The 24,104-nt window shown below is 74.6% G+C and carries 22 protein-coding genes and 1 pseudogene; 4 read left to right on the top strand and 19 right to left on the bottom strand.

Annotated features, from left to right (window positions below; translation table 11 throughout):
• Window positions 1-45: 45 nt before the first annotated feature.
• Complete coding sequence (gene nadC, locus ACGIF2_RS06680; protein ID WP_396044813.1) at window positions 46-993, bottom strand: carboxylating nicotinate-nucleotide diphosphorylase; 948 nt, start codon at window positions 991-993, stop codon at window positions 46-48.
• Window positions 994-1,126: 133 nt separating this feature from the next.
• On the opposite strand from nadC, the gene ACGIF2_RS06675 reads away from it, so the two are divergent.
• The 3 genes and pseudogenes from ACGIF2_RS06675 (at window position 1,127) to ACGIF2_RS06665 (ending at window position 3,432) form a co-directional block, all read left to right on the top strand.
• Window positions 1,127-1,390, top strand: coding sequence for a metal-sensitive transcriptional regulator (locus ACGIF2_RS06675; protein ID WP_396044811.1), 264 nt, complete (start codon window positions 1,127-1,129; stop codon window positions 1,388-1,390).
• Window positions 1,391-1,422: 32 nt separating this feature from the next.
• A pseudogene (locus tag ACGIF2_RS06670) lies at window positions 1,423-3,072 on the top strand (FAD-dependent oxidoreductase); the annotation flags it as partial.
• Entirely contained in the window at window positions 3,073-3,432 is a 360-nt protein-coding gene (locus tag ACGIF2_RS06665; protein WP_396045682.1) for a rhodanese-like domain-containing protein, read from the top strand.
• Between the two features lie 27 nt (window positions 3,433-3,459).
• On the opposite strand, the gene ACGIF2_RS06660 is transcribed toward ACGIF2_RS06665, so the two are convergent.
• The 15 genes from ACGIF2_RS06660 to dacB form a co-directional block, all read right to left on the bottom strand.
• Window positions 3,460-5,202: an L-aspartate oxidase gene (locus ACGIF2_RS06660; RefSeq protein ID WP_396044809.1), complete on the bottom strand. Its 1,743-nt coding sequence runs from the start codon at window positions 5,200-5,202 to the stop codon at window positions 3,460-3,462.
• Window positions 5,199-5,669 (bottom strand): aspartate 1-decarboxylase, encoded by a 471-nt coding sequence (panD, locus tag ACGIF2_RS06655; protein WP_396044807.1) that lies wholly within the window; start codon window positions 5,667-5,669, stop codon window positions 5,199-5,201. Before panD ends, ACGIF2_RS06660 begins: the two co-directional genes overlap by 4 nt.
• Window positions 5,666-6,640, bottom strand: coding sequence for a pantoate--beta-alanine ligase (gene panC / locus ACGIF2_RS06650; RefSeq protein ID WP_396044805.1), 975 nt, complete (start codon window positions 6,638-6,640; stop codon window positions 5,666-5,668). Before panC ends, panD begins: the two co-directional genes overlap by 4 nt.
• Window positions 6,637-7,800, bottom strand: coding sequence for a Rossmann-like and DUF2520 domain-containing protein (locus tag ACGIF2_RS06645; RefSeq protein WP_396044803.1), 1,164 nt, complete (start codon window positions 7,798-7,800; stop codon window positions 6,637-6,639). The genes panC and ACGIF2_RS06645 overlap by 4 nt, the downstream gene beginning before the upstream one ends.
• Complete coding sequence (locus tag ACGIF2_RS06640) at window positions 7,797-9,224, bottom strand: PH domain-containing protein (RefSeq protein ID WP_396044801.1); 1,428 nt, start codon at window positions 9,222-9,224, stop codon at window positions 7,797-7,799. Before ACGIF2_RS06640 ends, ACGIF2_RS06645 begins: the two co-directional genes overlap by 4 nt.
• Window positions 9,221-9,766 (bottom strand): PH domain-containing protein, encoded by a 546-nt coding sequence (locus tag ACGIF2_RS06635; protein ID WP_396044799.1) that lies wholly within the window; start codon window positions 9,764-9,766, stop codon window positions 9,221-9,223. Before ACGIF2_RS06635 ends, ACGIF2_RS06640 begins: the two co-directional genes overlap by 4 nt.
• Before the next feature lie 59 nt (window positions 9,767-9,825).
• Complete coding sequence (locus ACGIF2_RS06630; protein WP_396044797.1) at window positions 9,826-10,317, bottom strand: DUF3180 domain-containing protein; 492 nt, start codon at window positions 10,315-10,317, stop codon at window positions 9,826-9,828.
• The gene (gene folK, locus ACGIF2_RS06625; protein ID WP_396044795.1) at window positions 10,317-11,549 is read right to left on the bottom strand and encodes a 2-amino-4-hydroxy-6-hydroxymethyldihydropteridine diphosphokinase; all 1,233 of its coding nucleotides are present in this window, start codon (window positions 11,547-11,549) and stop codon (window positions 10,317-10,319) included. Before folK ends, ACGIF2_RS06630 begins: the two co-directional genes overlap by 1 nt.
• Window positions 11,546-12,394 carry a dihydropteroate synthase gene (gene folP, locus ACGIF2_RS06620; RefSeq protein ID WP_396045680.1) on the bottom strand — a complete coding sequence of 283 codons (849 nt, stop codon included), beginning with the start codon at window positions 12,392-12,394 and terminating at the stop codon, window positions 11,546-11,548. Before folP ends, folK begins: the two co-directional genes overlap by 4 nt.
• Window positions 12,395-12,483: 89 nt before the next feature.
• Entirely contained in the window at window positions 12,484-13,056 is a 573-nt protein-coding gene (gene folE / locus ACGIF2_RS06615; protein WP_396044793.1) for a GTP cyclohydrolase I FolE, read from the bottom strand.
• Window positions 13,057-13,059: 3 nt separating this feature from the next.
• Window positions 13,060-15,102 (bottom strand): ATP-dependent zinc metalloprotease FtsH, encoded by a 2,043-nt coding sequence (gene ftsH, locus ACGIF2_RS06610; RefSeq protein ID WP_396044791.1) that lies wholly within the window; start codon window positions 15,100-15,102, stop codon window positions 13,060-13,062.
• A gap of 116 nt (window positions 15,103-15,218) precedes the next feature.
• Window positions 15,219-15,773, bottom strand: coding sequence for a hypoxanthine phosphoribosyltransferase (gene hpt, locus ACGIF2_RS06605; protein ID WP_396044789.1), 555 nt, complete (start codon window positions 15,771-15,773; stop codon window positions 15,219-15,221).
• Entirely contained in the window at window positions 15,770-16,927 is a 1,158-nt protein-coding gene (tilS, locus tag ACGIF2_RS06600; protein ID WP_396044787.1) for a tRNA lysidine(34) synthetase TilS, read from the bottom strand. Before tilS ends, hpt begins: the two co-directional genes overlap by 4 nt.
• Window positions 16,924-18,051 (bottom strand): zinc-dependent metalloprotease, encoded by a 1,128-nt coding sequence (locus tag ACGIF2_RS06595; protein WP_396044785.1) that lies wholly within the window; start codon window positions 18,049-18,051, stop codon window positions 16,924-16,926. Before ACGIF2_RS06595 ends, tilS begins: the two co-directional genes overlap by 4 nt.
• A gap of 43 nt (window positions 18,052-18,094) precedes the next feature.
• Entirely contained in the window at window positions 18,095-19,504 is a 1,410-nt protein-coding gene (gene dacB / locus ACGIF2_RS06590) for a D-alanyl-D-alanine carboxypeptidase/D-alanyl-D-alanine-endopeptidase (protein WP_396044783.1), read from the bottom strand.
• A 231-nt stretch (window positions 19,505-19,735) separates the two neighbouring features.
• Here dacB and ACGIF2_RS06585 point away from each other — a divergent pair, with 231 nt between their 5' ends.
• Complete coding sequence (locus ACGIF2_RS06585; protein WP_396044781.1) at window positions 19,736-20,230, top strand: inorganic diphosphatase; 495 nt, start codon at window positions 19,736-19,738, stop codon at window positions 20,228-20,230.
• Between the two features lie 105 nt (window positions 20,231-20,335).
• On the opposite strand, the gene ACGIF2_RS06580 is transcribed toward ACGIF2_RS06585, so the two are convergent.
• The 3 genes from ACGIF2_RS06580 to ACGIF2_RS06570 form a co-directional block, all read right to left on the bottom strand.
• On the bottom strand, window positions 20,336-21,766 hold the full coding sequence (locus ACGIF2_RS06580; protein ID WP_396044779.1) for an NlpC/P60 family protein: 1,431 nt from the start codon (window positions 21,764-21,766) through the stop codon (window positions 20,336-20,338).
• 131 nt (window positions 21,767-21,897) lie between these two features.
• Window positions 21,898-22,662, bottom strand: a complete 765-nt coding sequence (locus tag ACGIF2_RS06575) for a phosphate ABC transporter ATP-binding protein (protein WP_396045678.1) — start codon at window positions 22,660-22,662, stop codon at window positions 21,898-21,900.
• A gap of 341 nt (window positions 22,663-23,003) precedes the next feature.
• On the bottom strand, window positions 23,004-24,104 hold a 1,101-nt coding region (locus ACGIF2_RS06570), incomplete at its 5' end, for a substrate-binding domain-containing protein (RefSeq protein WP_396044777.1).

Below are 24,104 nucleotides of genomic sequence, written 5' to 3'. Positions count from 1 at the left end.
GGCGTCTCGCTCACAGGGTGATCGTACCGGCGGGGGCTGAGCCGCTCAGCCGCGCTCGACCAGGTCGAGCGCGAGGTCCAGGATCGGCGAGGAGTGCGTGAGGCCGCCCACCGAGAGGTGGTCGACGCCGGTGCCCGCGACCTCGCGGGCGCGCTCGAGCGTGAGGTTGCCCGTGGCCTCGAGCTCGACGCGCCCCGTGACGTCCTCCCGGGCGCGCACCGCGGCGACGACCTCGGTCAGCACCGGGACGGGCATGTTGTCGAGCAGCAGGAACCGGGCCCCCGCGTCGACGGCCTCGAGGGCCTGGGCCTGGGTGTCGGCCTCGACCTGGATCGGGACGTCGGGGAACATGCGGCGCACGGCCTCGACCGCGCCCGCCACCGAGCCGGTCGCGACCACGTGGTTGTCCTTGACCATCGCGACGTCGTAGAGCCCCATGCGCTTGTTGGTGCCGCCGCCGCAGCGCACCGCGTACTTCTCGAGCTCACGCAGGCCCGGGGTCGTCTTGCGGGTGTCGAGCACCTGCGCGCCCGTGCCCTCGAGCACGTCGGCCCAGCGGCGCGTGTGGCTCGCGACGCCCGACGCGCGCGAGGCGAGGTTGAGCAGGGTCCGCTCGGCGACGAGCAGCACCTGGAGCGGACCGGTGAGGACCGCGAGCACGTCGCCCGCGGCGACCCGGCTGCCGTCGGGCACCCGCAGGTCGCACGTCGCGGGGGGCAGCCCCAGTCGCGCGGCGACCTGGTCGAGCACCTCCTGGACCGCGACGAGCCCCGCGACGACGCCGGGCGCGCGGGCCACGAGGTGGGCGGTGCCGGTCGCGTCGGGCGGGATCGTGGACTGGCTCGTGACGTCGCGCCCGGGCGCCTCGCCGAGGTCCTCGTCGAGCGCGACCGCGACCGTGCGGCGGGTCCACGCGGGGTCGAGCGGGGGGCCGCCGGGCGACGGGGCCGCCCCGGACGGGCTGCGGGAGGTGGTGGGGGACGGGGTGGTCACGGGGGCCACGGTAGTCGCCGACCCGCGTCCGTCGGGTGGCCCGTCCATCCTGCCTGCGGACTTGGACGACGGATACCCCCAGGGGTATAAATGAAGCCATCCGGACCGCACACCCCACCCCCGAGGAGCCCTCGTGCAGCTCGACCCCGACGACCTCGCCCCCGTGCTCAACCGCCTGCGCCGCGCCCACGGCCAGCTCGGCGGCGTGCTGCGCATGCTCGAGCAGGGCGAGGACTGCGCGGACGTCGTCACGCAGCTCGCCGCGACCTCCAAGGCCATCGACCGCGCCGGGTTCCTCATCATCGCCGCGGGGCTCGAGCAGTGCCTCACGATCGGCGACGAGGCGGCCGGCATCGACAAGGAGAAGCTCCACAAGCTCTTCCTGTCCCTCGCCTGAGCACCCCCACCCCAGCAGTCAGGACCTCCCCCATGAAGATCGTCATCGTCGGCGGTGTCGCCGGTGGCATGAGCTGTGCCGCCCGCGCCCGACGCCTGTCCGAGGACGCCGAGATCGTCGTCCTCGAGCGCGGTGAGCACGTGTCGTTCGCGAGCTGCGGCCTGCCGTACCACCTGAGCGACGAGATCATCGACCGCGACGCCCTGCTCGTGCAGACCCCCGCCTCGCTGAGGGCCTCTCTCGCGCTCGACGTGCGCCCCGGCCACGAGGCCACCGCTGTCGACACCGCGGCCCGCACCGTGACCGTCCGCACCCCCGACGGCACCACCACGATCGACTACGACGCGCTCGTGCTGGCCCCCGGCGCGGTCGCCGTACGCCCCCCGATCGACGGCCTCGACCTGCCGCAGGTCCGCACGCTGCGCGCGGTGCCCGACGCCGACGCGCTGCGGGATCTCGTCGCCGGGGGTGCACGCCGGGCCGTGGTGCTCGGCGCGGGCTTCATCGGGATCGAGGCCGCGGAGGCGCTGCGCACGCGCGGCCTCGACGTGGACCTCGTGGACCTCGCCCCGCACGTGCTGCCGCCGCTCGACACCGAGCTGGCCCGGCTGGTCGACGACGAGCTCGTGGCGCACGGTGTGCGCACCCACGTCGGCGTCGCCGCGCAGGCCGTGACCGCGACCCCAGGCGCCGACAACGCCGTGCGCATCACCCTCTCGGACGGCCGTGAGCTGCCCGCCGACCTCGTCGTGCTGTCGGTCGGTGTGCGCCCCGACTCGAACCTCGCGGCCGCCGCGGGACTCTCCCTGACCGACCGCGGAGCGATCCTCGTGGACGCCGACCAGCGCACGTCCGACCCGCACGTGTGGGCCGTGGGCGACGCGACCGCCGTGCGCTCGAGCACGGGCGCGGTGGCCCCCGTGCCGCTCGCCGGCCCGGCCAACCGCCAGGGCCGACGCGCCGCCGACGCGATCCTCGGTCGCGCCCGCACCCCGGGGCGCCCCGTGCTGGGCACCGCCGTCGTGCGGGTCTTCGGCCTCACGGCCGCCATGACGGGCGCGAGCCGGCACGCCCTGCGGGCCGCGGGCATCGCGCACCACGTGGTGCACCTGCACCCCGCCGACCACGCGGGGTACTTCCCGGGCGCCGAGCAGATGCACCTGCTCGTGACGTTCGCCCCCGACGGCCGGCTGCTCGGTGCCCAGGGCGTGGGCCCCGCAGGCGTCGACAAGCGCATCGACGTGCTCGCGACCGCGCTCGCCGCCGGCCTGCACATGGACGACGTCGCCGAGCTCGAGCTCGCGTACGCACCGCCCTACGGATCAGCCAAGGACCCGGTCAACATGGCCGGGTTCATGGCCCAGAACGTGCTCGACGGCACGGTCCGCACCTGGTACGCCGACGAGCTCGAGGAGGTGCAGCGCGAGGCCCTGGTGCTCGACGTGCGCTCGCACGCCGAGCACGCCGCGGGCCACCTGCCCGGCGCGCTCCACGTCCCGCACACCGAGCTGCGGGACCGGGTCGACGAGGTGGTCGCCGCGGCCGCCGGCCGGCCCGTGCGCGCGCACTGCCAGAGCGGTGTGCGCTCGTACCTCGCGCACCGCGTGCTCACGCATACCGGCCTCGACTCGGCCCACCTGTCCGGCGGCATGCTGACCCTGCGCGCCGCCCGCCCCGACATCATGCTGGTCACCGACCAGCCCCTCGTCCCCCACCCCCGCAAGGAGCCCACCATGCACGAGATCGACATCGCCCAGCTGCACGCCCTGCTCGAGCAGGACCCCGCCACGACGGTGGTCGACGTGCGCGAGCCCGGCGAGTACGCGAGCGGGCACGTGCCCGGCGCCGTGCCCGTGCCGCTCTCCGAGCTCGTCGCCCGGCATGCCGAGATCGGCGCGCTGCCCGGCCCGGTGCACCTGATCTGCGAGGTCGGCGGACGCTCGGCGCAGGCCGCGGCCTGGCTCGAGGGCCAGGGCTACGACGTGGTCAACGTCGCGGGCGGCACGAGCGCCTGGCGCGCCGCGGGGCTGCCCGTCGAGTGAGCGCGGGTCCCGGCGTGGCGCCCGCCGCTACGCCGGGACCGGCACCTCGTGCGTCGACCCCCGGGTGACCCCGAGCGTCCCGTCGGCCGCGAGCCGCACCTCGAGGCGCACCCGCCACGCGTCGTCGGGCACCGGGAAGTCCGTGCGGAAGTGCCCGCCGCGGCTCTCGGCACGAGCCGACGCGGTCGCGGCGAGGACCACGGCGACCTGATGCACGTTCGTGGTCTCCCACTCGGCCACCTGCGGGTCGGCCACGACCGCTCCGGCGGCCGGCACGTGCGCGTCGGTCCGCACCCGGGCGAGACCAGCCGTGGCGGCCGCGAGGCCCTCGGCCGAACGCAGCACCCCCGGGCCGTCCGACGCGAGGCGCTGGATGCGCGAGCGCGTCGCGGCGGCCACGAGCGCCGCCGCACCGGGGCGTGCCACGGGCTCGACCTGGACCAGGTCTCCCCCGCTCACGCGCGCGGCGATGTCGCGCGCCGCGCGGTGCGCGAACACCAGGCCCTCGAGCAGCGAGTTCGACGCGAGCCTGTTCGCCCCGTGCACGCCCGTGCACGCGGCCTCGCCCGCGGCGTACAGCCCGGGCACCGACGTGCGACCGTCGAGGTCCGTGACCACGCCGCCCGAGTGGTAGTGCTGCGCGGGTGCCACGGGCACCAGGTCGGTCGTCAGGTCGATGCCGTGCTCGAGCAGCCGCTCGTGGATCGTCGGGAACCGGCGGCGCAGGAACCCCGCGCCCAGGTGCCGCGCGTCGAGCAGCACGTGGTCGGACGACGTCGCCGCCGTCTGCCGCACGATCGCGTGCGCCACGACGTCGCGCGGCGCGAGCTCGGCCATCGGGTGCACCGCGGGCATGAACCGGTTGCCGTCGGTGTCGAGCAGCAGCGCCCCCTCGCCCCGCACCGCCTCCGAGACGAGCGTGAGCTGCCCCTTGACCCCCGCGCCGAGCCACAGCACCGTCGGGTGGAACTGCACGAACTCCACGTCGCCGAGCACGGCACCGGCGCGCAGCGCGGCCGCGATGCCGTCGCCCGTCGCCTGCGCCGGGTTGGTCGAGGAGCGGAACACCTGCCCGATCCCGCCCGTGGCCAGCACGACCGCCGGGGCGAGGGCCGCCCCGACGCCGTCACGCGTCCCCTCGCCGATCACGTGCAGCGTCACGCCGCACGCCGCACCCGGAGCGCCGTCGGGCCCGGCCGGCCCCGTGAGCACGTCGAGCACCAGCGCGTGCTCGATCACCTCGATGCCCGGGTCGTCCCGCACCGCCTCGAGCTGGGCCACGAGCGCACGCGAGACCTCCGCGCCGGTCGCGTCGCCGCCCGCGTGCACGATGCGGTCCGCGTGGTGCCCGCCCTCGCGGGTCAGCGCGATCTCACCGTCAGGAGCCAGGTCGAACAGCGCACCGCGCCCCACCAGCTCGCGGACCCGCGCGGGCCCCTCGGTCACGAGCACCTCGACCGCGCGTGGGTCGCACAGGCCGCCGCCCGCGACGAGCGTGTCCTGCAGGTGCGCGGACGTCGAGTCGGCCGGGTCGAGCACAGCAGCGATGCCGCCCTGCGCCCAGACCGTCGAGCCCGAGACGAGCTGACCCTTGGTCACGAGCAGCACGTGCGGCACGCGGGTCCGCAGCTCGAGGGCAGCCGTCAGACCCGCGATGCCCGAACCGACCACGATCGCGTCGGCGCGCACGGTCCAGCCCGGCTCGGGAGCGGCCAGACGCGTCGCGAGCGGGACGTGCACAGCGGGTTCGCCGAGAGGTCCCGCGGTCACCAGCGGGAGTCCTGGACCAGCCCGCGCCCCTCGTCGAACGGCACGCCGCTGGGCTCGAGGCCCGCGCGCTCGGTCCACTCCGCGGGGACCTGGCCCGGGTCGCCGCCCGTGTCGACGATGCGGTTCTGCGGGTCGACGAGCACCACGTGCGGCTCGTACGTGCGCGCCTCGGCGTCGGAGAGCATGCCGTAGGCGATGAGGATCACGACGTCGCCCGGGTGCACGAGGTGCGCCGCGGCGCCGTTGATGCACACCTGCCCCGACCCGGGCTCGCCCGCGATCGCGTACGTGGTCAGGCGCGCGCCGTTCGTCACGTCGACCACGTCGACCTGCTGACCGGGGAGCAGGTCCGCGGCGGCGAGCAGGTCCGCGTCGACGGTGATCGAGCCCACGTAGTGCAGGTCGGCCTGCGTCACTGTCGCACGGTGGATCTTGCCGATCATCATCGGCCGGTGCAGCGTGGTCATGCCTCTCCCTGGAAGTCGTTCGTCGCGGCCGCAGCGACGCGGTCCGCGGCGGGACCGGCGATCTCGAGCGTCGCGTTGTCGATGAGACGGGTGCTGCCGACCCGCGCGGCGAGCGCGAGCACCGCGGGGCCGCGGTGCGCGTCCCCGACCTCGGCGAACGTGCCCGGGTCGACGAGTGCGACGTAGTCCACGTCGAGGTCCGCCCCGGTCAGGGCCGCCTCGGTGGCGGCACGGATCTGCGCGGGCCGTCGGCCGGCGTCCGCCTGCGCTGCGGCGTCGCGCAGCGCACGGGACAGCGAGAGCGCACGCTCGCGCTCGTCGGGCGTCAGGTACGCGTTGCGTGACGAGAGCGCGAGGCCCTCGACGTCGCGCTGGGTCGGGACCCCGCGCACCTGCACGGGCACGTCGAGGTCGTGCACCATGCGGCGCACAGCCGCGAGCTGCTGCGCGTCCTTCTCGCCGAACAGCGCCACGTCCGGGCGGGTCAGGTGCAGCAGCTTGAGCACGACCGTGAGCACCCCGTCGAGGTGCCCGGGCCGGGACCGTCCCTCGAGCACCTCGCCGATCGGGCCCGCGGTGACCCGCACGACCGGGTCGCCGTCGGGGTACATCACGTCGGGCGTCGGCGCGAAGACCACGTCGCCCGCGCCCAGCAGACCCTCGCCCGTGAGCCGCTCGAGGTCGCCCTCGAGGTCGCGCGGGTAGCGGTCCAGGTCCTCACCGGGACCGAACTGGAGGGGGTTGACGAAGATCGTCACGACCACCTGGTCGGCGCTCGCCCTGGCCTCGCGCACGAGCGCGACGTGGCCCGCGTGCAGCGCACCCATCGTCATGACCACCGCACGGGTCGCGCGCCGTGGCGCCCCCGGCGTCCCGGTCGTGGCGGGTGCGGGCTGCGCCGCGAGCGCGGCAGCCAGCTCCGGTCGGGTGCGCGCCAACGTGGGCGTGCCACCTCCGTCGAGCGGGGTCATGCGTCGTCCTCCTGCGGTTCGTCCGGTCCGTCGGAGTCGTCCGCCGGACCCGTGCCGGGGCCGCGGGCACCCCCGTCCGGCCGCGGAGCGCGGTCGTCGGGAGCGTCCGGCGCCGGGCGGTCTTCCTGGTTCAACGTACCCGCGGAGCCCGGCATGCCCGGCTCCGCGAGCGCGTCGAGCACGTCCTGCACCACGTCCTCGCGCACGAGCCCCGCGGCGAGCGCGCGCTGGGCGGCCGCCCGGGCGAGCGCGCGGTAGCCGGCCACCACGTCCACGGCCCCGGTGCGCGCGCCGAGCTCGGCGAGCACAGCACCATGATCGCGCACGGTCCCGGCGTCACCGCGCCGCACGGGTCCGGTCAGGGCCGTGATGGCCCCCGCGCCGCGCCGCTCGTCGGTGGCCCACGGCCCCTCGGCCTCGCCCCCGAACCCCTCGGCCGTACCCGCGGACGCGGCCGACTCGGCCCGCAGCGCACCGTCGAGAGCGGCGTTCAGCAGCGGCGCGAGCACCCGGCCCGGGTCGTCGACGCCCGCCGCGGCGAGCGCCTGCGCGGCCTGCGCGACGAGCACCACCAGGTGGTTCGCGCCGTGCGCGAGCGCCGCGTGGTAGAGCCCACGGGCCTCCTCCGCGACGACCACGGGCTCACCGCCCATCTCGACCACGAGGGCCTGCCCGATGGGCAGCACCGGGCCCGGCGCGGTGACAGCGAACGTGGTGCCCTCGAGACGCGAGAGGTCGAGCGAGGTGCCCGTGAACGTCATCGCCGGGTGCAGCGCGAGCGGGATGACGCCCGCGGCACGGGCCGGGGCGAGCACCCCCACGCCGTACCTGCCCGACGTGTGCGCCACGATCTGCCCGGGCTGCCACACGCCCAGGTCCGCGAGCCCCTGCACGAGCCCCGCCAGGGCGTCGTCCGGCACCGCCAGCAGCACCAGCTCGGCACGGCGCACCACCTCGGGCACGTCGAGCACCGGGACCCCGGGCAGCAGCATCTCGGCGCGCTCGCGCGACTCCGCCGAGATCGCGCTCACGCCGACCACCGGGTGCCCTGCGGCGCGCAGCGCGCTGCCCAGCACCGCACCCACGCGACCCGCCCCGATGATCCCGATGCCGAGGCGACCGGGCCGACGGCCAGGATCGGACGTCCCCGACCCGCTCATCGACCCTCGCCCGTACGCATCCACTGCTCGGGCCGGGCGACCGCCCGAGCCGTGCGGGCACGGTCGGCCTGCTCACCGAGCAGCGCCGCCGCGACGTCCTGGTCCAGGTGCTGGACCTGCGGGTGCACCGGACCGGGGGTCGAGTGCACCACCAACGAGGCCACCCGGAGCCGGCGCTGCACGACCCCCTGCTCGAGCGCGAGCGACTGCGTGCGCTCGTGCGGCACCACGACCAGGCGCCGGAAGATCCATCCCGAGCGCACGAGCAGCGCCCGGTCGGTGACGAGCACGCCGCGACGCCGCCACGCGAAGGGGTCGAAGAGCCGTGCGCGGCGCGGCACCGTGGTGAAGCCGAGCGCGTCGCCCGTGCCCGACAGGCCCGCGTCGACCACGGCGCGCGGGTCGGCGGTCCCCAGGTCCGGGAGCACGAGCCACAGCGCGAGCGCCGCCTCGTCCCGGGTGCCGACCGGGAGCAGCACGTTCGCGGTCGCCTGGTCGTCCTGCCCGCCGCCGTACCCCGCGACGTTCATCTCGACCCGCCACCAGTCGACCCCGCGCCACAGCAGGCCCTGGGTGATCGCGAGCGCCTGGACCCGGCCCGGGGGCACGGTCTGCGCGCGCGACTCGGTCAGCCCGTGCCGCAGGCGGATGCCGTCCGGGGAGATCGCCGCACGGAAGTTCGCCCCCTGGTTGAGCTGCGCCCAGAAGTAGCCACCCAGCCCGAGCAGGCCCGGGAGCAGGAAGAACGCCGCGGCGATGTCCCCGCTGTGCACCGACATCGCGACGATCGCCACGATCACGACCACGAGCCCCACGGTCGCCCACGACCGCAGGGTCGCGCCGGCCAGCCGGCCCATCGGCACCTCGAAGACCGGCTGTTCGGGCGCCTCGGGCGCCTTCGCCTCACCCTCCTCGGTGTGCACGCCCGCGGCGCGCGCGAGGAGCTCGGCACGCAGCTCGGCCGCCTCGTCCTCCTTGAGGAACGCGAGCGACACCGCCGAGCCGGCACCGCCCGCGACCTCGAGCCGCAGCTCGGCGAGGCCCATGAACCGGGCCAGGAGCGGCTGCACCACGTCGACGGCCTGCAGGCGGTCCAGCCGCGCCTGGCGCTGCTGGCGGAACACCACGCCGTGGTGCAGGTGCACGGCGTCGTCCGTCACCGCGAACCGGGTCATGCGCCACGCGAGCGCCGCGTAGCCGAAGCCGACCAGCACGACGGCCGCGAGCACCCCGAGCAGGATCCGCCAGCCGCCGCCGTCCACGAGCTCGGCCGCGCGGCGCACGTCGTCGCCCACCTGGTACGTCACGAACACCAAGACCGCGGCGAGCACCTTCCAGCCCTTGATCGCCGGGGTCACCGGATGCATCCGCCGCCACACCACCGAGTCGGCGGGTGGGACGGCCGCCGTGGGACCGACGGTCACAGCCCCGCCAGCCGGGCCTCGCCGCGCGACGCGAGCCGGTCGCGCAGGCGCGCGGCCTCCTCGGGCGGCAACCCGTCGATCGTGGCGTTCGTGCCCGGCGACGCCGTGTGGAGCTGCACCGACGCGATCCGGAACCGGCGGGCGAGCGGGCCGGCGGTCACGTCGACGTACTGCATGCGCCCGTACGGCACGACCACGAGCGAACGCACCATGATGCCGCGGCGGATCAGCAGGTCATCGGCACGCTCGGCGTACGACAGCGCGCGCACCTGGCGGGGGATGACCAGCCCTGCCCACACCCCGCACACGACGACGACCGCCGGGAACGCCCACACCCACGCCACCCCCGACAGCACGGCCGGCGCGACGGTCACGACCAGCGCCACGATCACCACGATCCCCACCGAGGTGAGCCGTGCCCGCGCCAGGCGCGGGGACACGGGCGTCCACGTCACGTCGAGGGGGTCGAACGGTCCGACCCCTTCGGTGTTCCGAGGGGCGGACGAGGGCAGCGGGGCGACACCGTGCTCGGGTGCGGTCATGCCCCCATCCTTCCATCGCGGGTGCACCCGCCGTGCGGGACGACCGGCCCAGGATGCGGTCAGGTCGCGGCGGGGCCCGGGCTCGGGTCGCTGCGGCGCGCGACGTCCTCGCCGTCCTGCGGCGGCACGCGGCAGAACCACTCGACCACCAGGCCGACGACCGCGAGCACCAGACCTCCCAGGGCCGCGAGGGCCGCCGCGCCGGCCCGACCGCGCTGCGAGGCCACGTCGAGGTCGCCCGAGACCAGGAGCACCTGCGCGAGGTACCAGCCCGTGAGCAGCGCACCCGTGTAGCAGGACGCCTTGGCGAGCACAGCGGTGCGGGCCGCCCGGATGGGGTCGAGCGTGGGGCGCTTGCCGTGCAGGAACTGGCGCACGGCCCAGCCCATCGCGAACACCACCCCGGCGATGACGATCTCGACGACCATCACGAGCCACGGCACCTGGGGCGGGGTGATCCGCCGGTTCTCGAGCGCGAGCAGCAGCAGCCAGCCTGCACCGGCCGTGGCGAGCATCACGAGCACGAGCGTCTGCCAGCGGGTGCGCTGCATCAGGCGCGCCAGTCCTCGGGCACTGCGCCCGCGCCCGCGTCCGGGGCCGGGCCCGGGTCCGGCGCGGGAGCGGGCACCGCCGTCGTCAGCCAGTCGAGGGCCAGCCAGCGGATGCCGTCGCGGTCCGGGGCCGTCGCGGCGAGCGCGGCGACCGGTCCGCCCCCGAGCCCCGGCAGCACAGCGTCCGGGTCGAGCTGGGCCCACGGCTGCAGCACGAACGCGCGCGAGTGGGCGCGCGGGTGCGGCAGCTCGAGGTCGTCGGTCACCGCGAGCGTCGAGCCGTAGACCACGATGTCGATGTCCAGGGTGCGCGGGCCCCAGTGCTCGCGCCGCTCGCGCCCATGACCGTGCTCGATCGCCTGCGTGACGTGCAGGAGCTCGCGCGGGGCCAGGGTGGTGCGGGCCAGCACGACCGCGTTGAGGTAGTCGGGCTGCTCCGGACCGCCCACCGCGGCCGTCCGGGCGAGCGGCGACACGTCGACGACCTCGAGGCCGCGCACGTGCGCGAGCTCCGTCACGGCCGTGCGCAGCGTCTCCTGCGCCGCACCGAGGTTGGCGCCCAGCGCGAGCACCACGTCGACGGGCCCGCTCGGACGCACGTCGAGCTGGTCGCCCTCGGGCGCGCGCACGGGGGCCGGCCCGGCGGCCGGCTCGGGCGCACGGACGGGCACCGAGGCGGAGGTCTGCCCGACGAGCGGGAACGCCGCGGTCGACGTCGGCACCGGGACCTGCTGCGGGGCGGCCGGGGCGCTCTCGACGGCCGGCCGCCACGGCTCGGCGGCGGGCAGCTTGGTCCGGTCCCGGTGGATCGCGACGACGACGTCCGCGAACGGCACCGTGATCGGTGCCTGCGGCTTGTGCACGGCGACGTCCACCGCGACGGCCTGCCCGAAGGCCAGCACCGTCGCCGCGATCCGCTCGGCGACGGTCTCGATGAGGTCGGCCGGCTCGCCCGAGAGCACAGCCGCGACCTGCTCGGCGAGCACGCCGTAGTGCAGGGTGTGCGTGAGGTCGTCACGCGCTGCCGCACGCCGGGTGTCGAGGTGCACGATCACGTCGGCCACGAACCGCTGCCCCTCGCGCCGCTCGTGCTCGAACACCCCGTGGTAGCCCGTGGCCTCGATGCCCACGAGCCGCACCTGGTCGAGCGGGCGCCCCGACTCGTCGAGCGTCACGCCACCCGCCCAGGCCGAGCTGCCCACCGACCCGCCGTTGCTGCCCTGCGTGCTCACGGCCTGCTCCCCTGGGTCGTCGTACTGGTTCCGTCGCTGCTGTCCGGGCGGGCACCGGCAGACCAGGCCGCCGCGACGCGGACCGCGTCCGCCGAGCCTGCCACCTCGTGGACCCGCACGCACCATGCTCCCGCGGCGGCCGCGAGTGCCGAGACCGCCGCCGTCGCCCGGTCGCGCGCGAGCGGCGGGGCGGGGACGCCGTCGGGCCCCGCGAGCAGGTGCCCGAGGAAGCGCTTGCGCGACGCGCCGACGAGCACCGGGAACCCGTCGGCGACGAGGTCGGGCAGGTGGGCCAGCAGCGGCCAGTTGCTGGCCCCGGACTTCGCGAACCCCAGGCCCGGGTCGAGCACGATCTGCTCGTCGTGCACCCCCGCGGCGCGCAGCGCGGCCACCCGGTCCCCGAGCTCGCGCCGGACGTCGGCCACGACGTCGTCGTAGCGGTCGAGCTCGTCCATGACGTCGGCGTGGCCGCGCCAGTGCATCGCCACGTACACGGCGCCCGTGCGGGCGACAGCCGCGTACATCGCGTCGTCGGCGAGACCGCCCGAGACGTCGTTGATGATGTGCGCACCCGCGGCCACGGCCTCGCGGGCCACGACAGCACGCGTCGTGTCGACGCTCACGGTCGCCCCGCGCCGCACCAGCGCCTCGACCACGGGGAGCACGCGCACGAGCTCCTCCTCGACCGGCACGCGCCGCGAGCCGGGACGGGTGGACTCGCCGCCCACGTCGAGCACGTCGGCACCCTCGGCCAGCAGCGCGAGACCGTGGGCCACCGCCGCGTCGGGGGTGAACCATCGGCCCCCGTCGGAGAACGAGTCGGGGGTGACGTTCACGACGCCCATCACGAGCGTGCGGTCGAGCCGCGCGAGATGGTCGGGAAGCGGGAGGGGATGCTCGCCGGTGCTCACGAGAGCGAGCCTAGGGCTTCGGGTCAGCGCCCGAGAACGAGACTCATGGCCTCGGCACGGGTCGCGACGTCGCGCATCTGCCCACGGACGGCCGACGTCACGGTCCGCGAGCCGGGCTTGCGCACGCCGCGCATCGACATGCACAGGTGCTCGCACTCGATGACCACGATCACGCCGGCAGGTTTGAGGTGCTCGACGAGCGAATCGGCGATCTGCGAGGTGAGCCGCTCCTGCACCTGGGGGCGCCGCGCGAAGACCTCGACGAGCCGCGCGAGCTTCGACAGGCCCGTGATGCGCCCCCCGACCCCGGGGATGTAGCCGATGTGCGCGACGCCGTGGAACGGCACGAGGTGGTGCTCGCACGTCGAGTACACCTCGATGTCCTTGACGAGCACCATCTCCTCGTGGCCGAGGTCGAACGTGGTCGACAGGACGTCGGCGGGGTCCTGACGGAGCCCGGCGAACGTCTCGGCGTACGACCGGGCCACCCGGGCCGGCGTCTCGCGCAGGCCCTCGCGGTCCGGGTCCTCGCCGACGGCGATCAGGAGCTCACGGACTGCCGCCTCGACCCGCGCGGCGTCGTACTCGGGCACCACCGCTCAGTCCTGTCCGTACGGCCGGGGCGTCTCGCCCGGCGGCACCTCGATCGAGATCTCGGCGGGGTGCTCGTCCTTCGCGGCGGCGGCCTCGTCCGAGGGGACGACGGTGCCGTTCTGCTCGGCGATCTCACCGGGCGTCTGGACGGGCGGTCGGTCGGAGACGGCGCGCTCCTCGCTCGAGAGCCACACCTCGCGCGGGGGACGCTTCACGACGGGCGCGAAGATCTCGGCGAGCTGCTCCTGGTTGAGCGTCTCCTTCTCGAGGAGCTCGAGCACGAGGCGGTCGAGCACGTCGCGGTACTGGACCAGGACCGACCACGCCTCGTCGTGCGCCGCCTCGATCAGGCGGCGGACCTCGACGTCGACGGTCGCGGCCACGGTCTCCGAGTAGTCGCGCCCGTGCCCCATGTCACGGCCCATGAAGACCTCGCCGGACTGCTGGCCGAGCTGGATGGCGCCGAGCTTCTCGCTCATGCCGTACTGCGTGACCATCTTGCGGGCCACGGCGGTGGCCTTCTCGATGTCGTTGCTGGCGCCGGTGGTCGGGTCGTGGAACACGAGCTCCTCGGCGACGCGGCCGCCCATCGAGTACGCGAGCTGGTCGAGCAGCTCGTTGCGCGTCGTGGAGTACTTGTCCTCGGTGGGCATGACCATCGTGTAACCCAGCGCGCGACCGCGGGGCAGGATCGTGACCTTGGTGACGGGGTCGGTGTACCGCAGGGCGGCCGCGACGAGCGCGTGGCCACCCTCGTGGTACGCGGTGATCTTCTGCTCCTTGAGCTTCATGATGCGGGTCCGCTTCTGCGGTCCTGCGATCACGCGGTCGATCGCCTCGTCGAGCATGTGGTCGTCGATGATCTGGCCGTTGGTGCGGGCGGTGAGCAGCGCGGCCTCGTTGAGCACGTTGGCCAGGTCGGCGCCCGTGAAGCCGGGCGTGCGGCGCGCGACGGCCTCGAGGTCGACGCCCGGGGCCATCGGCTTCCCCTGCGCGTGGACCGTGAGGATGCGCTGACGGCCCTTCATGTCGGGCGGGTCCACCGCGACCTGGCGGTCGAAGCGGCCCGGGCGCAGCAGCGCGGGGTCGAGGATGTCGGGGCGGTTGGTCGCCGCGATGAGGATGACGTTCGCGTTGACGTCGAAGCCGTCCATCTCGACGAGCATCTGGTTGAGCGTCTGCTCGCGCTCGTCGTGGCCGCCGCCCATGCCGGCGCCACGGTGCCGTCCGACGGCGTCGATCTCGTCGATGAAGATGATCGCCGGGGCGTTCTGCTTCGCCTGGTCGAACAGGTCGCGCACGCGGCTCGCGCCGACACCCACGAACATCTCGACGAAGTCCGAGCCCGAGATCGAGTAGAACGGCACGCCTGCCTCACCGGCGACGGCCCGGGCGAGCAGCGTCTTGCCGGTGCCGGGCGGGCCGTACAGCAGCACGCCCTTGGGGATCTTGGCGCCCACGGCCTGGAACTTGGCGGGCTCGGAGAGGAACTCCTTGATCTCGCCGAGCTCCTCGACCGCCTCGTCGACGCCGGCCACGTCCGCGAACGTGACCTGCGGGGACTCCTTGTTCACGAGCTTGGCGCGGGACTTGCCGAAGCTCATGACGCGCGAGCCGCCGCCCTGGGCGTTCGACATGAGGAACCAGAAGATGCCCAGGATGATGACGAACGGCAGCACCAGACCCAGCAGGCTCGTCCACCAGGACGTCTGCGGCACCTCGGAGTTGTAGCCGCCCGACGGGTTCGCGTCGGCGATGGCCTGGACCACGCTGTCGCCCTGCGGCGTCACGTAGAAGAACTCGACGTTCTTGCCGAGGTCGGTGCCGTCCGGCGCTGTGTAGTCGTCCTTGAGCGTCAGGTCGACCTTCTGCGTGCCCTCGGTGATCTGGGCCTGCTCGACCTTGTCGTCGCGGATCAGCTCGAGCCCCGTCGACGTGTCGATCCGGTGCACGCCGGAACCGGTCAGCGCGCTCGCGCCGATCCACAGCAGGAGGACGGCGAGCACGATCCACAGTGCGGGGCCACGGGTGAGGCGCTTGACATTCATATGGGCAGCGGGGCCGAAGCCCCTCATCCCTCCGGTCGCAAGTCTGAGTCGGCTTGAAAACTACACGCTGGTCCTGAGGAACACGGCCCGTGTTCGCCCAGGGCAGGAGGAACCGCTCAGGCGCCGTAGACGTGCGGGGCGAGGGTGCCGACGAACGGGAGGTTGCGGTACTTCTCGGCGTAGTCGAGCCCGTACCCGACGACGAACTCGTTGGGGATGTCGAAACCGACGTAGCGCACGTCGACCTCGACCTTGGCGGCGTCGGGCTTGCGCAGCATCGTCGCGATCTCCACGCTCTCCGGCCCGCGGCTGCGCAGGTTGGCGAGCAGCCACGACAGCGTCAGGCCCGAGTCGATGATGTCCTCGACGATGAGCACGTGGCGGCCGATGAGGTCGGTGTCCAGGTCCTTGAGGATCCGCACCACGCCCGAGGACTTCGTGCCCGAGCCGTAGGACGAGACGGCCATCCAGTCCATCTCGACCGAGGTGTGCAGGCGCCGCACCAGGTCGGCCATGACCATGACCGCGCCCTTGAGCACGCCCACCACCAGCACGTCCTTGCCGGCGTAGTCAGCGTCGATCTGCTCGGCGAGCTCGTCGAGCCGCGTGTTGATCTGCTCCTCGCTCAGCAGCACCCGCTCGAGGTCGTCACCCATGTCCGCAGGGTTCACCGTTCACCGTTCTCCGCTCGCTCCGGGACTTCTTGCCGCTCCGGATGAAACTCCAGCCTGCCATACGTGCGCCGCGCCCGGACACGCCCGGGGAGCGCGACGGCTCCCTGGCCGTGCCACGCGGTGACCAGGGCGTCGAGCGCGTCGACGTGCGCGTGGGTGAGCGATCCGGAGGGGACACCGGCCGAGAGCGCGGCCCCGCGCAGTGCCCGCCGACGTATCGCACCGAGCGAGCGCGCCAGCACCTCGACGTCGAGCGCGAGAGCCGCGTCGTCGGACGGGTCGCGGAGCAGACCGGGCCCTTCGACGCGGGGCTCGCGGCGCACGCCGCGGATGTCGCGCCCGGGCTCGCCCTGGCCCAGCGTCGCCGCGACCTGGAGCGAGCTGCCGAGCGAGTCGAGCGCGTCGGCGTCCTCACGGAGCTGGTCGGCGGTGCGGGCCAGCGACAGCGCGACCCCGGGGCCGAGAGCCTCCTCGAGCGCGGGCATGACGCGACCGCGCACGCGTGAGCGGCGTGGCGCGGCGGCCGCCGGCCCCGACGTGTCGGGGTCGTTCGTCGGGTCGTGCCACGCGTCGAGCCCCAGGGCCTCGCACGCCGCGAGCGTCTCGGAGCGCCGCACGTGGAGCAGGGGGCGGACCACGAGCCCGCGGCGCGCGCGCATCCCCGCGAGCGAACGGGCGCCCGACCCGCGCGAGAGCCCCATGAGCACGGTCTCGGCCTGGTCGTCGAGCGTGTGCCCGAGCAGCACCATCGCGGCGCCGGTCTGCTCGGCCACACGTTGCAGGGCCGCGTAGCGCGCGTCGCGGGCCGCCGCCTCCGGGCCGCCGTGACGCCCGACCTCGACGCGGACCACGGCCACCGGGTCGAGCCCGAGCCGACGGCACCTGGCCCCCGCGGTGGCGGCGACCTCGGCGCTGCCCTCCTGCATCCCGTGGTCGACCACCACGGCCCCCGCGCGCAGCAGGGGGCCGCTGTGCGGACGCCCCGCGAGCCGGACGCTGCGCTCGGCCACGAAGGCCGTGCACGCCGCGAGCGCGAGCGAGTCGGGCCCGCCCGAGCACGCGACCAGGACGAGCGACCCGTCGGGCAGCCCCGCGGTGGCCGCGGCGACCGCCGAGCGGATCGTGGCGACCGCGGGCGAGGGGCCGGTCATCCGTGCACGCGGCGCACCCAGGACAGCGGGTCGCCGATCTCGTGGGGTGTCGGCAGCTGCTCGGGGCCCGAGAAGACCACGTTGAACTGGTCGTTGCCGACCGTGCGGCGGACCTCACGCACGAACGCTGCACCGTCGCGGTACTGCGCGAGCTTGGCGTCGAGGCCCAGCAGCCGCCGCACCACGCGCTGGACGCCGCGGGCCTGCGCACCCTGGTCGCGGCGGGCCTCGAACCGTGCCCTGATCTGTCGCACCGACGGCACGACCGAGCGTCCGACGGCGTCCATCGCGACGTCCGCGTGCCCCTCGAGCAGCGCCATCACGGCGCTGACCTCCTCGAGCAGGCTGCGCTGCTCTGCCGAGAGCAGGTCGAGCACCCCGTACCCCGCGTCGCGGCCCGTGAGGGCCTCGACCGCGAGCTGGGCCAGGTCGCCCAGGTCCGGGCCGGTCCGGTGGCCGTCGCGCTCGCCGAGGCCGACGTGGCCGCCGAGGTCCTCGAGCAGCACCGCGGCGCGCTCGCGCAGGTGGTCGGCGAGCCAGGGCGCCGCGGCGAACTGCAGCGCGTGCGTCTGCTCGTGGAGCGCGACCCACAGCCGGAAGTCGGCGGGCTCGACCTCGAGCGCACGCTCGACCTGCAGGATGTTCGGTGCGACGAGCAGCAGCCGCCCGCGGGGGGCGCTCGCGTCGGCGGTGAACGGGTCGAACTGCCCGAGCACCTTGCCCGCGAGCAGCCCGAGCACCCCGCCGACCTGTGCCGCACCGACGAGCCGCACCGCCTGCGACGGCGGCTCACCGTCGGTGAGCCCGTCGGTGAGCGACGCCGAGAACGACTCCAGCACGCGGACGTTCGCGCTCGCCCAGCCGGCGCGGTCGACGACCTGCACCAACGAGACCGAGGACCGAGCGGCGTCGGTGCCGTCCGCGGGCGTCAGGCCAGTGATGCGGGAGGCGTGCGCGGTGGCGTCCGTCGCGGCGACCCGCAGCGCGGCGACGAGGTCGACCAGCTCGGTGCGGGACGCGACCGGACCGGGGGACGCGACCCGGCCCGCGAGGCGCGCGGCGACGGGCCAGTCGACGGGGCCCCGCGACGGCCCCGGGCGCCTGCGCATCTCGGTCGCCTCCATCAACCCACGGTAACCGGCGAGCGCGCTGCGCGACGGCCGGGAGTCACGAGCACCCGCACGCCGCGAGGTCGGTGACGAACGCGTCGATCGCCGCGCGCGGGCCCCACTGTCCCGGGGGCGTCTGGTCGGCGACGACCACGAACACGAGCTGGCGGCCGTCCGCGTCCACGACGGTCCCGGCGAGCGCCGTGACCCCGGTGAGGCTGCCGGTCTTGGCGCGGACCATGCCGCGCGCCGACGACGTCGTGTACCGGTCGGACAACGTGCCCGAGAGACCCGCGACGGGGAGCCCCGCCATGACCCTGCGCAGCTCGGGGTGCGCCGGGTCGGACGCGACCTGGAGCAGGCCCGCGAGCATCCGTGGCGGCAGCGCGGAGCCGTCGCCGAGGCCGGACGCGTCGACGAGCACCGCGCCCGTCGTGTCGACCCCGAGGGCGGCGGCAGCGCGGAGCACGGCGACGCTCGCCCCCTCGAAGCTGCCGGGCAGCCCGGCCTCGACCGCGACGAGCCGCGCGACCGCCTCGGTCACCGTGTTGTCCGACGAGTGCAGGAAGTAGTCGACGATGTCACCCATCGGCGCCGACGAGACCGTGCCGAGCACCGCGGCGCCCGCGCTCGCGGTGGCCCGCGTCGGGGTCCCCGTCACTGTGATCCCCCGCTCGGCGAGCAGCGTGGCGAGCTGCTTCGCCGCCGCCACCGACGGGTCCGCCGCGCGGGGCGGGTACTCGGCGTCGGTGAGGCTCGCGATGTCGACCTCGATCGCGGTGACCGGTGCCACGAACCCGTTCGTCAGGTCGGACGGGCTCCACGCGGGGCTCACCGCGGGACCCGAGAAGAGCGAGTCGTCGACCGCGAGGGTCACGGTGGTGAGCCCCGCGAGCGTGAGCTGGGCCGCGGTCTGGTCGGCGAGGTCGGCGAGGCCCGCCCGACCGTTCGTCGCGGCGGGGTCGCCCGCACCGGCCGCGAGCATCACGTCACCACCGCCGACGAGCACCACCTGGTCGCCGGTCCCCCGCACCGCACGGGTCTCGAGGGTCGCGCCCGCGCCGAGCCGGCTCAGGGCCGCGGCGGCCGTGACGACCTTCGCTGTCGACGCAGGCGTGTGCCCCGTCGTGGCCGAGTGCTCGGCGAGCACCTCACCCGTGAGCTGGTCGACGAGCACGACGCCCACGCTCGCGCCGAGCCGCGCGTCGGCCACGAGCGCGTCGACCTTCGCCTGCAGCACAGCCGCGTCGGGCACGGGCGCCGTGGCGTCGAGCACACCGAGGACGCCGCCCACCTCGGGCCCGACCACAGCGCCGGGGGCCTCGGGGAACGGTGCGGCCGGCGCGGGCACGGGGGCGAGCGTCAGGACGCCCGGGACGACATCGAGGGCGTCGGCGGTGGCATACCCGCCGGTGGCGAGGACGAGCACCAGCGCGCTCGTCGCTGCCACACGCACCGCAGCGGGCATCAGGCCCCCCTCTTCCGTCACGTGCGGCGACCGGTCGAACCCGGTCCCCCGGACATCGTCGCCCCGACGCCCGGGACCCGACACCGTCGAGTCGTGCCCGGCGAGGAGCATCGGTGCGTCACACTAGGTCACGAACGGGCGGCGGGTCGCACGACGGCTCGCCGCGGAGACATCGTGCGTGTCCCGGCAGCGCCCACCCGGCATGGCGGCCCGCACCGGCGGAGGAGAGCTGTGGAGTTCGACGTCACGATCGAGATCCCCAAGGGGCAGCGCAACAAGTACGAGGTGGACCACGCGACGGGACGCATCCGGCTCGACCGCATGCTGTTCACCTCGACGCGCTACCCCGACGACTACGGCTTCATCGAGGGCACCCTGGGCGAGGACGGCGACCCGCTCGACGCGCTCGTGCTGCTCGAGGAGCCCACGTTCCCCGGCTGCCTGATCCGCTGCCGGGCACTGGGCATGTTCCGCATGCGCGACGAGGCGGGCGGCGACGACAAGGTGCTGTGCGTCCCCACGGGCGACCAGCGCGCCGCGTGGCGTCAGGACATCGACGACGTGTCCGACTTCCACCGTCTCGAGATCCAGCACTTCTTCGAGGTCTACAAGGACCTCGAGCCCGGGAAGTCGGTCGAGGGCGCCCACTGGACGGGTCGCACCGAGGCCGAGGCCGAGATCGAGCGCTCGCGCCAGCGGGCCATCGACGCCGGCTACCACCACTGACGCGCCGCTGCTGACGCACCGCGGCAGGTCGACCTGCCGCAGCACGGACGAGGCCGCGCACCCGACGGAGGGTGCGCGGCCTCGTCCGTGCTGCGTGACCTGCGGTCAGGCGCGCCCGGCGTAGGTCATGGTGCCCGACCAGCGCATCGTGGTGACCCGGACCGGGACACCGGGGCGGGGCGCCTCGACGATCGTGTTGTTCCCCATCCACAGCGCCACGTGCGTGATGCTGTCGGGGTCGTTGACGTCGGTGCCCCAGAACACGAGGTCGCCGGGGCGCATGTCGTTGTAGCTGATCTTGAGCACCTGCTTGTACTGGTCGCGCGAGGTGCGGTTGAGGTTGACCCCCGCGGCCTTCCAGCCGCCCATGGTCAGCCCCGAGCAGTCGTAGGCGTCGGGCCCGGTGCCACCCCAGCTGTACGGGAGCCCGCTGCGCGCGACCGCCCAGTCGACGGCGGCCTGCCCCTGCCCCGCGCTGCCGCGCGACTTCCCGGTTCCGAGCCCGTACTTGCCGGAGGGCGCGGCCGGGGGCGCGGTGGTGGGAGCAGTGGTCGGCGCGGTCGTCGGCGCCGTGCTGCCGCCGGTCGAGCCACCACCCGTCGAGCCACCGCCGGCCGAGCCGCTGTCGGCCGATCCGCCGCCCGTGGCGGGTGTGCCGGTCGGCGCGCCCCCACCCGTGCTCCCGGTCGTGCCACCGTTCGTGCCACCGGCCGTGCCACCGGCCGCCGGGCCGGTGCTGCTCTGGGCCCGCCGCAGCGCCTCGGCCTCGGCGTCGGCCCGCGCGACGCGCTCACGGTCGAGCTGGTCCTGGCGTGCGGTCTCGACCGCCGCGCTCGTGCTGCGGGCGCTCGCGAGCTCGACGATGAGCTGGGTGCGCTCGGCGTCGGCCGCGGCGAGCGACGCCTCGGCGTCCTCCCAGGTCTGCTCGGCGGCCGCGAGCGCGTCCTTCGCGGCCCGGGTGGCGGCCTCCTGCTCCTCGGCAGCCTGGTCCGAGCGTGCCTTGAGGGTCGTGGCGACGAGCCGCGTCGCGGTGAAGGTCTGCACGGCCTGGTCGGCGCGCGTGCTGACCCGGGCGAGCGCGTTGCTCCGCTCGACGAGCTCTTCGAAGCCGTCGGCCGAGAGGAACGCCTGCACGGTGTCCATCGAGCCGCCCGAACGGGCGGCCTGGCGCGCGACCGCGACGAGGGTGCGGCGGGCGTCCTCCGCAGCTGCGTCGGCGGCCTCGGAGCGCGCGGCGGCCGCGACGGCGTTCTCGGCGGCGGCGACCCGGTCGACCTCGGCGCGGGTGTACTGCTCACCGGCTGCCTCGACGGCGTTCTCGGCGGCGTCACGCTCGACGGACTGCTGGGCCAGCCGCACCTCGAGGGCCGCGACCGAGCGCTCGGCGCCCTTGACCGCGGTTCGGGCGTCCTGCACGTCCTTGTCGCTCGGCGGGGCCGCCACCGCGACCGACGAGGGCACCCCGACGAGGGCCGTCACCGCGAGCGCGGCGACGAGAGACCTGAGGCGCCAGGATGCGCCGTGCTGTATGCCCACGTCTCTTCTTTCGTCCACCGGCACCGCGTACTTGAGTGCTCACGGTGGCCCTTCGGGGGACGTTACCCGCCGCGGGGACGGAAGTGAACACGCGTCACTCCCGTCACACGAGTCACACGCGTCGGGACGGACTATCCGAAACGACCCCCGACGTACGCCGCGGTGCGGTCGTCGAGCGGGGTGCTGAACATCGCCGCGGTGTCGCCGTGCTCCACGATGACTCCCGGCGTCCCTTCGGCCGCGAGGAAGAACGCGCACTGCTGCGAGACGCGAGCGGCCTGCTGCATGTTGTGCGTCACGATGACGATCGTCACCTCCTGCGCGAGCTCCGTCATGGTCTCCTCGATGACGCGGGTCGAGGTCGGGTCCAGCGCGGAGCACGGCTCGTCCATGAGCAGCACGCGCGGGCGCACGGCGAGCGACCGGGCGATGCAGAGACGTTGCTGCTGACCACCGGACAGCCCGCCGCCCGGCGCCGACAGCCGGTCGCGCACCTCGCGCCAGAGCCCGGCCTTCGTCAGCGACTCCTCGACGAGCTGATCCTTGGTCGGCCCGCTCGCCCGCACGCCCGTGAGCTTGAGCCCGGCGAGCACGTTGTCGCGGATGCTCATCGCCGGGAACGGGTTGGGCTTCTGGAAGACCATGCCGATGTCGCGACGCGCCTGCGTGAGGCGGCGCACCGGGTCGTAGACGTCGACCCCGTCGAGCAGCACCTCTCCGGCGAGCGAGGCCGACGGCACGAGCTCGTGCATCCGGTTGAGGATCCGGAGGAACGTCGACTTGCCGCAGCCGGACGGACCGATGAGCGCGGTGACCTGACCCGCGGGCATCGTCAGCGACACCCGGTCGAGCACCTGGTGGGTGCCGAACCAGGCCGAGATCGACTGCGCGCGCAGCTCCGCGAGCGGAGACGGCGGGAACGATGGCGGTTCAGCGGCGACCCGCTGCTTCAGGAGCAGCGCCGTGCCGCCACCGGTCGTGGCTTCGTCACCGAGGACGGGCCGCTCGTGCATGCCACCTCGCACCGCCACGCGGCTCCCCAGCTCCGGCCACGGGCCGACGGGAGGTACCAGGACGGTGGTCTCCTGCACCCGGTCAGCGGAGTGCTGACCCTCCGGGCGCCCGCTGCTGCTGGCGTTCATGGCGATGCTCCTCGTGCACCGTGCGGTGCGTGGATCGGGGATGAGGGACGGGGTGCCACCAGGGCGACTGACTCCCCTGGTCGGGGCTGCGGGCGCTAGGACATGACGAGCGTGACCGTGAGCGTGCCGATGTAGGAGCCCTCGTGGGTGCTGCTCGGCGCGGCCAGCGCGATCACCCCGCCCAGGACGGTGCTGCCCCGGCCGGGGGTCGACGCCTGGGCCAGCATGCGGCTCTCGCGGAGTCCGCGGCTCGATGCGCTGTCGAGCTGCGAAGACACCGTCGCACCGGCGGCCGCAGCGAGGTCGCTCCCCTCCTCCCGCAGGCTCACGGGGGCGCTCGGCTTCCAGCCCAGGTAGGCGGCGCTGACCGTCCCCGCCGTGCCGGTGAAGTCCGACATCTGCGCGTTGACCTGCCAGGAGGTCAGCAGGTCGTCGCGCCGTGAGTCGACGACCTGGAAGGCGGGCAAGGCCGCCGTCGCCGACAGCCTCGTGCCGCCGGCATCGCGCGAGCCGGCGAGATCGATCCCCCCGGCCGGGACGACGAGCGTCAGGGCCCCGGGCAGGTTCGCGTCCCGCGGGACACCCAGGTCGAGCCGGATGCCGGGACCGCAGGGACCCGCACCCACCGCGTCGCAGGCCGCCGGGGCGGGCGTCGACTCGACCAGCACGTTCCGGGTGAGGTCGGTCGGGTCGAAGGTCGGGTTGTCGCACGTCGCGAGATCGAGCGCCGCGAGGTCGACAGCGGGATCTGCGGTCTTGAGCTCCGCGAGCCGGTCGAACCCGGCCTGGACCAGGTTCAGCGGCAGCGGCGCGTACCCGTAGGTCGCGGCGTGCTGCTGGCCCGCGCACAGGCCGTGGGCCGCGAGGCCCACGAGCGACTGGCGCTTGGCGGTCGTCAGCCGGGCGTCGCCGGCTCCGGTGGGGATGATCATGTAGGCGTAGGACGACAGCGGGTACGCGCGCGGGTCGGGGTTCGTGTAGACGCCGTCGAGGATCTGTGTGAGGTAGTTCTTCGAGCTCGTGTCCTGGTCGATCTGCGCCGCGGTGAGCGCGACCGCGACATTCCCTGCGGTCGGCTCGACGTAGTAGCCCGCGGCGTTGAGGACCTTGACGACCGGGTAGTCCTTGTTCAACGCGTAGGAGTACTCGACGTACCCGATCGTCCCGTTGCCCGACCCCGCCGAGATCGTGTTCAT

The organism is Cellulomonas sp. P22 (assembly GCF_044392165.1).
Note: the sequence above shows the minus strand (reverse complement) of the source record. Positions and strands in the feature narration are given on the sequence as shown.

What these genes read in the sequence shown, in the direction of transcription:
- ACGIF2_RS06665 (WP_396045682.1), top strand. Translation starts at nt 3,073, where the DNA reads ATGCTGGTCACCGACCAGCCCCTCGTCCCCCACCCCCGCAAGGAGCCC.
- panD (WP_396044807.1), bottom strand. Translation starts at nt 5,669, where the DNA reads ATGACCACGCTGCACCGGCCGATGATGATCGGCAAGATCCACCGTGCG.
- panC (WP_396044805.1), bottom strand. Translation starts at nt 6,640, where the DNA reads ATGACCCCGCTCGACGGAGGTGGCACGCCCACGTTGGCGCGCACCCGA.
- ACGIF2_RS06645 (WP_396044803.1), bottom strand. Translation starts at nt 7,800, where the DNA reads ATGAGCGGGTCGGGGACGTCCGATCCTGGCCGTCGGCCCGGTCGCCTC.
- ACGIF2_RS06635 (WP_396044799.1), bottom strand. Translation starts at nt 9,766, where the DNA reads ATGACCGCACCCGAGCACGGTGTCGCCCCGCTGCCCTCGTCCGCCCCT.
- ACGIF2_RS06630 (WP_396044797.1), bottom strand. Translation starts at nt 10,317, where the DNA reads ATGCAGCGCACCCGCTGGCAGACGCTCGTGCTCGTGATGCTCGCCACG.
- folP (WP_396045680.1), bottom strand. Translation starts at nt 12,394, where the DNA reads ATGGGCGTCGTGAACGTCACCCCCGACTCGTTCTCCGACGGGGGCCGA.
- ftsH (WP_396044791.1), bottom strand. Translation starts at nt 15,102, where the DNA reads ATGAATGTCAAGCGCCTCACCCGTGGCCCCGCACTGTGGATCGTGCTC.
- tilS (WP_396044787.1), bottom strand. Translation starts at nt 16,927, where the DNA reads ATGACCGGCCCCTCGCCCGCGGTCGCCACGATCCGCTCGGCGGTCGCC.
- ACGIF2_RS06595 (WP_396044785.1), bottom strand. Translation starts at nt 18,051, where the DNA reads ATGGAGGCGACCGAGATGCGCAGGCGCCCGGGGCCGTCGCGGGGCCCC.
- dacB (WP_396044783.1), bottom strand. Translation starts at nt 19,504, where the DNA reads ATGCCCGCTGCGGTGCGTGTGGCAGCGACGAGCGCGCTGGTGCTCGTC.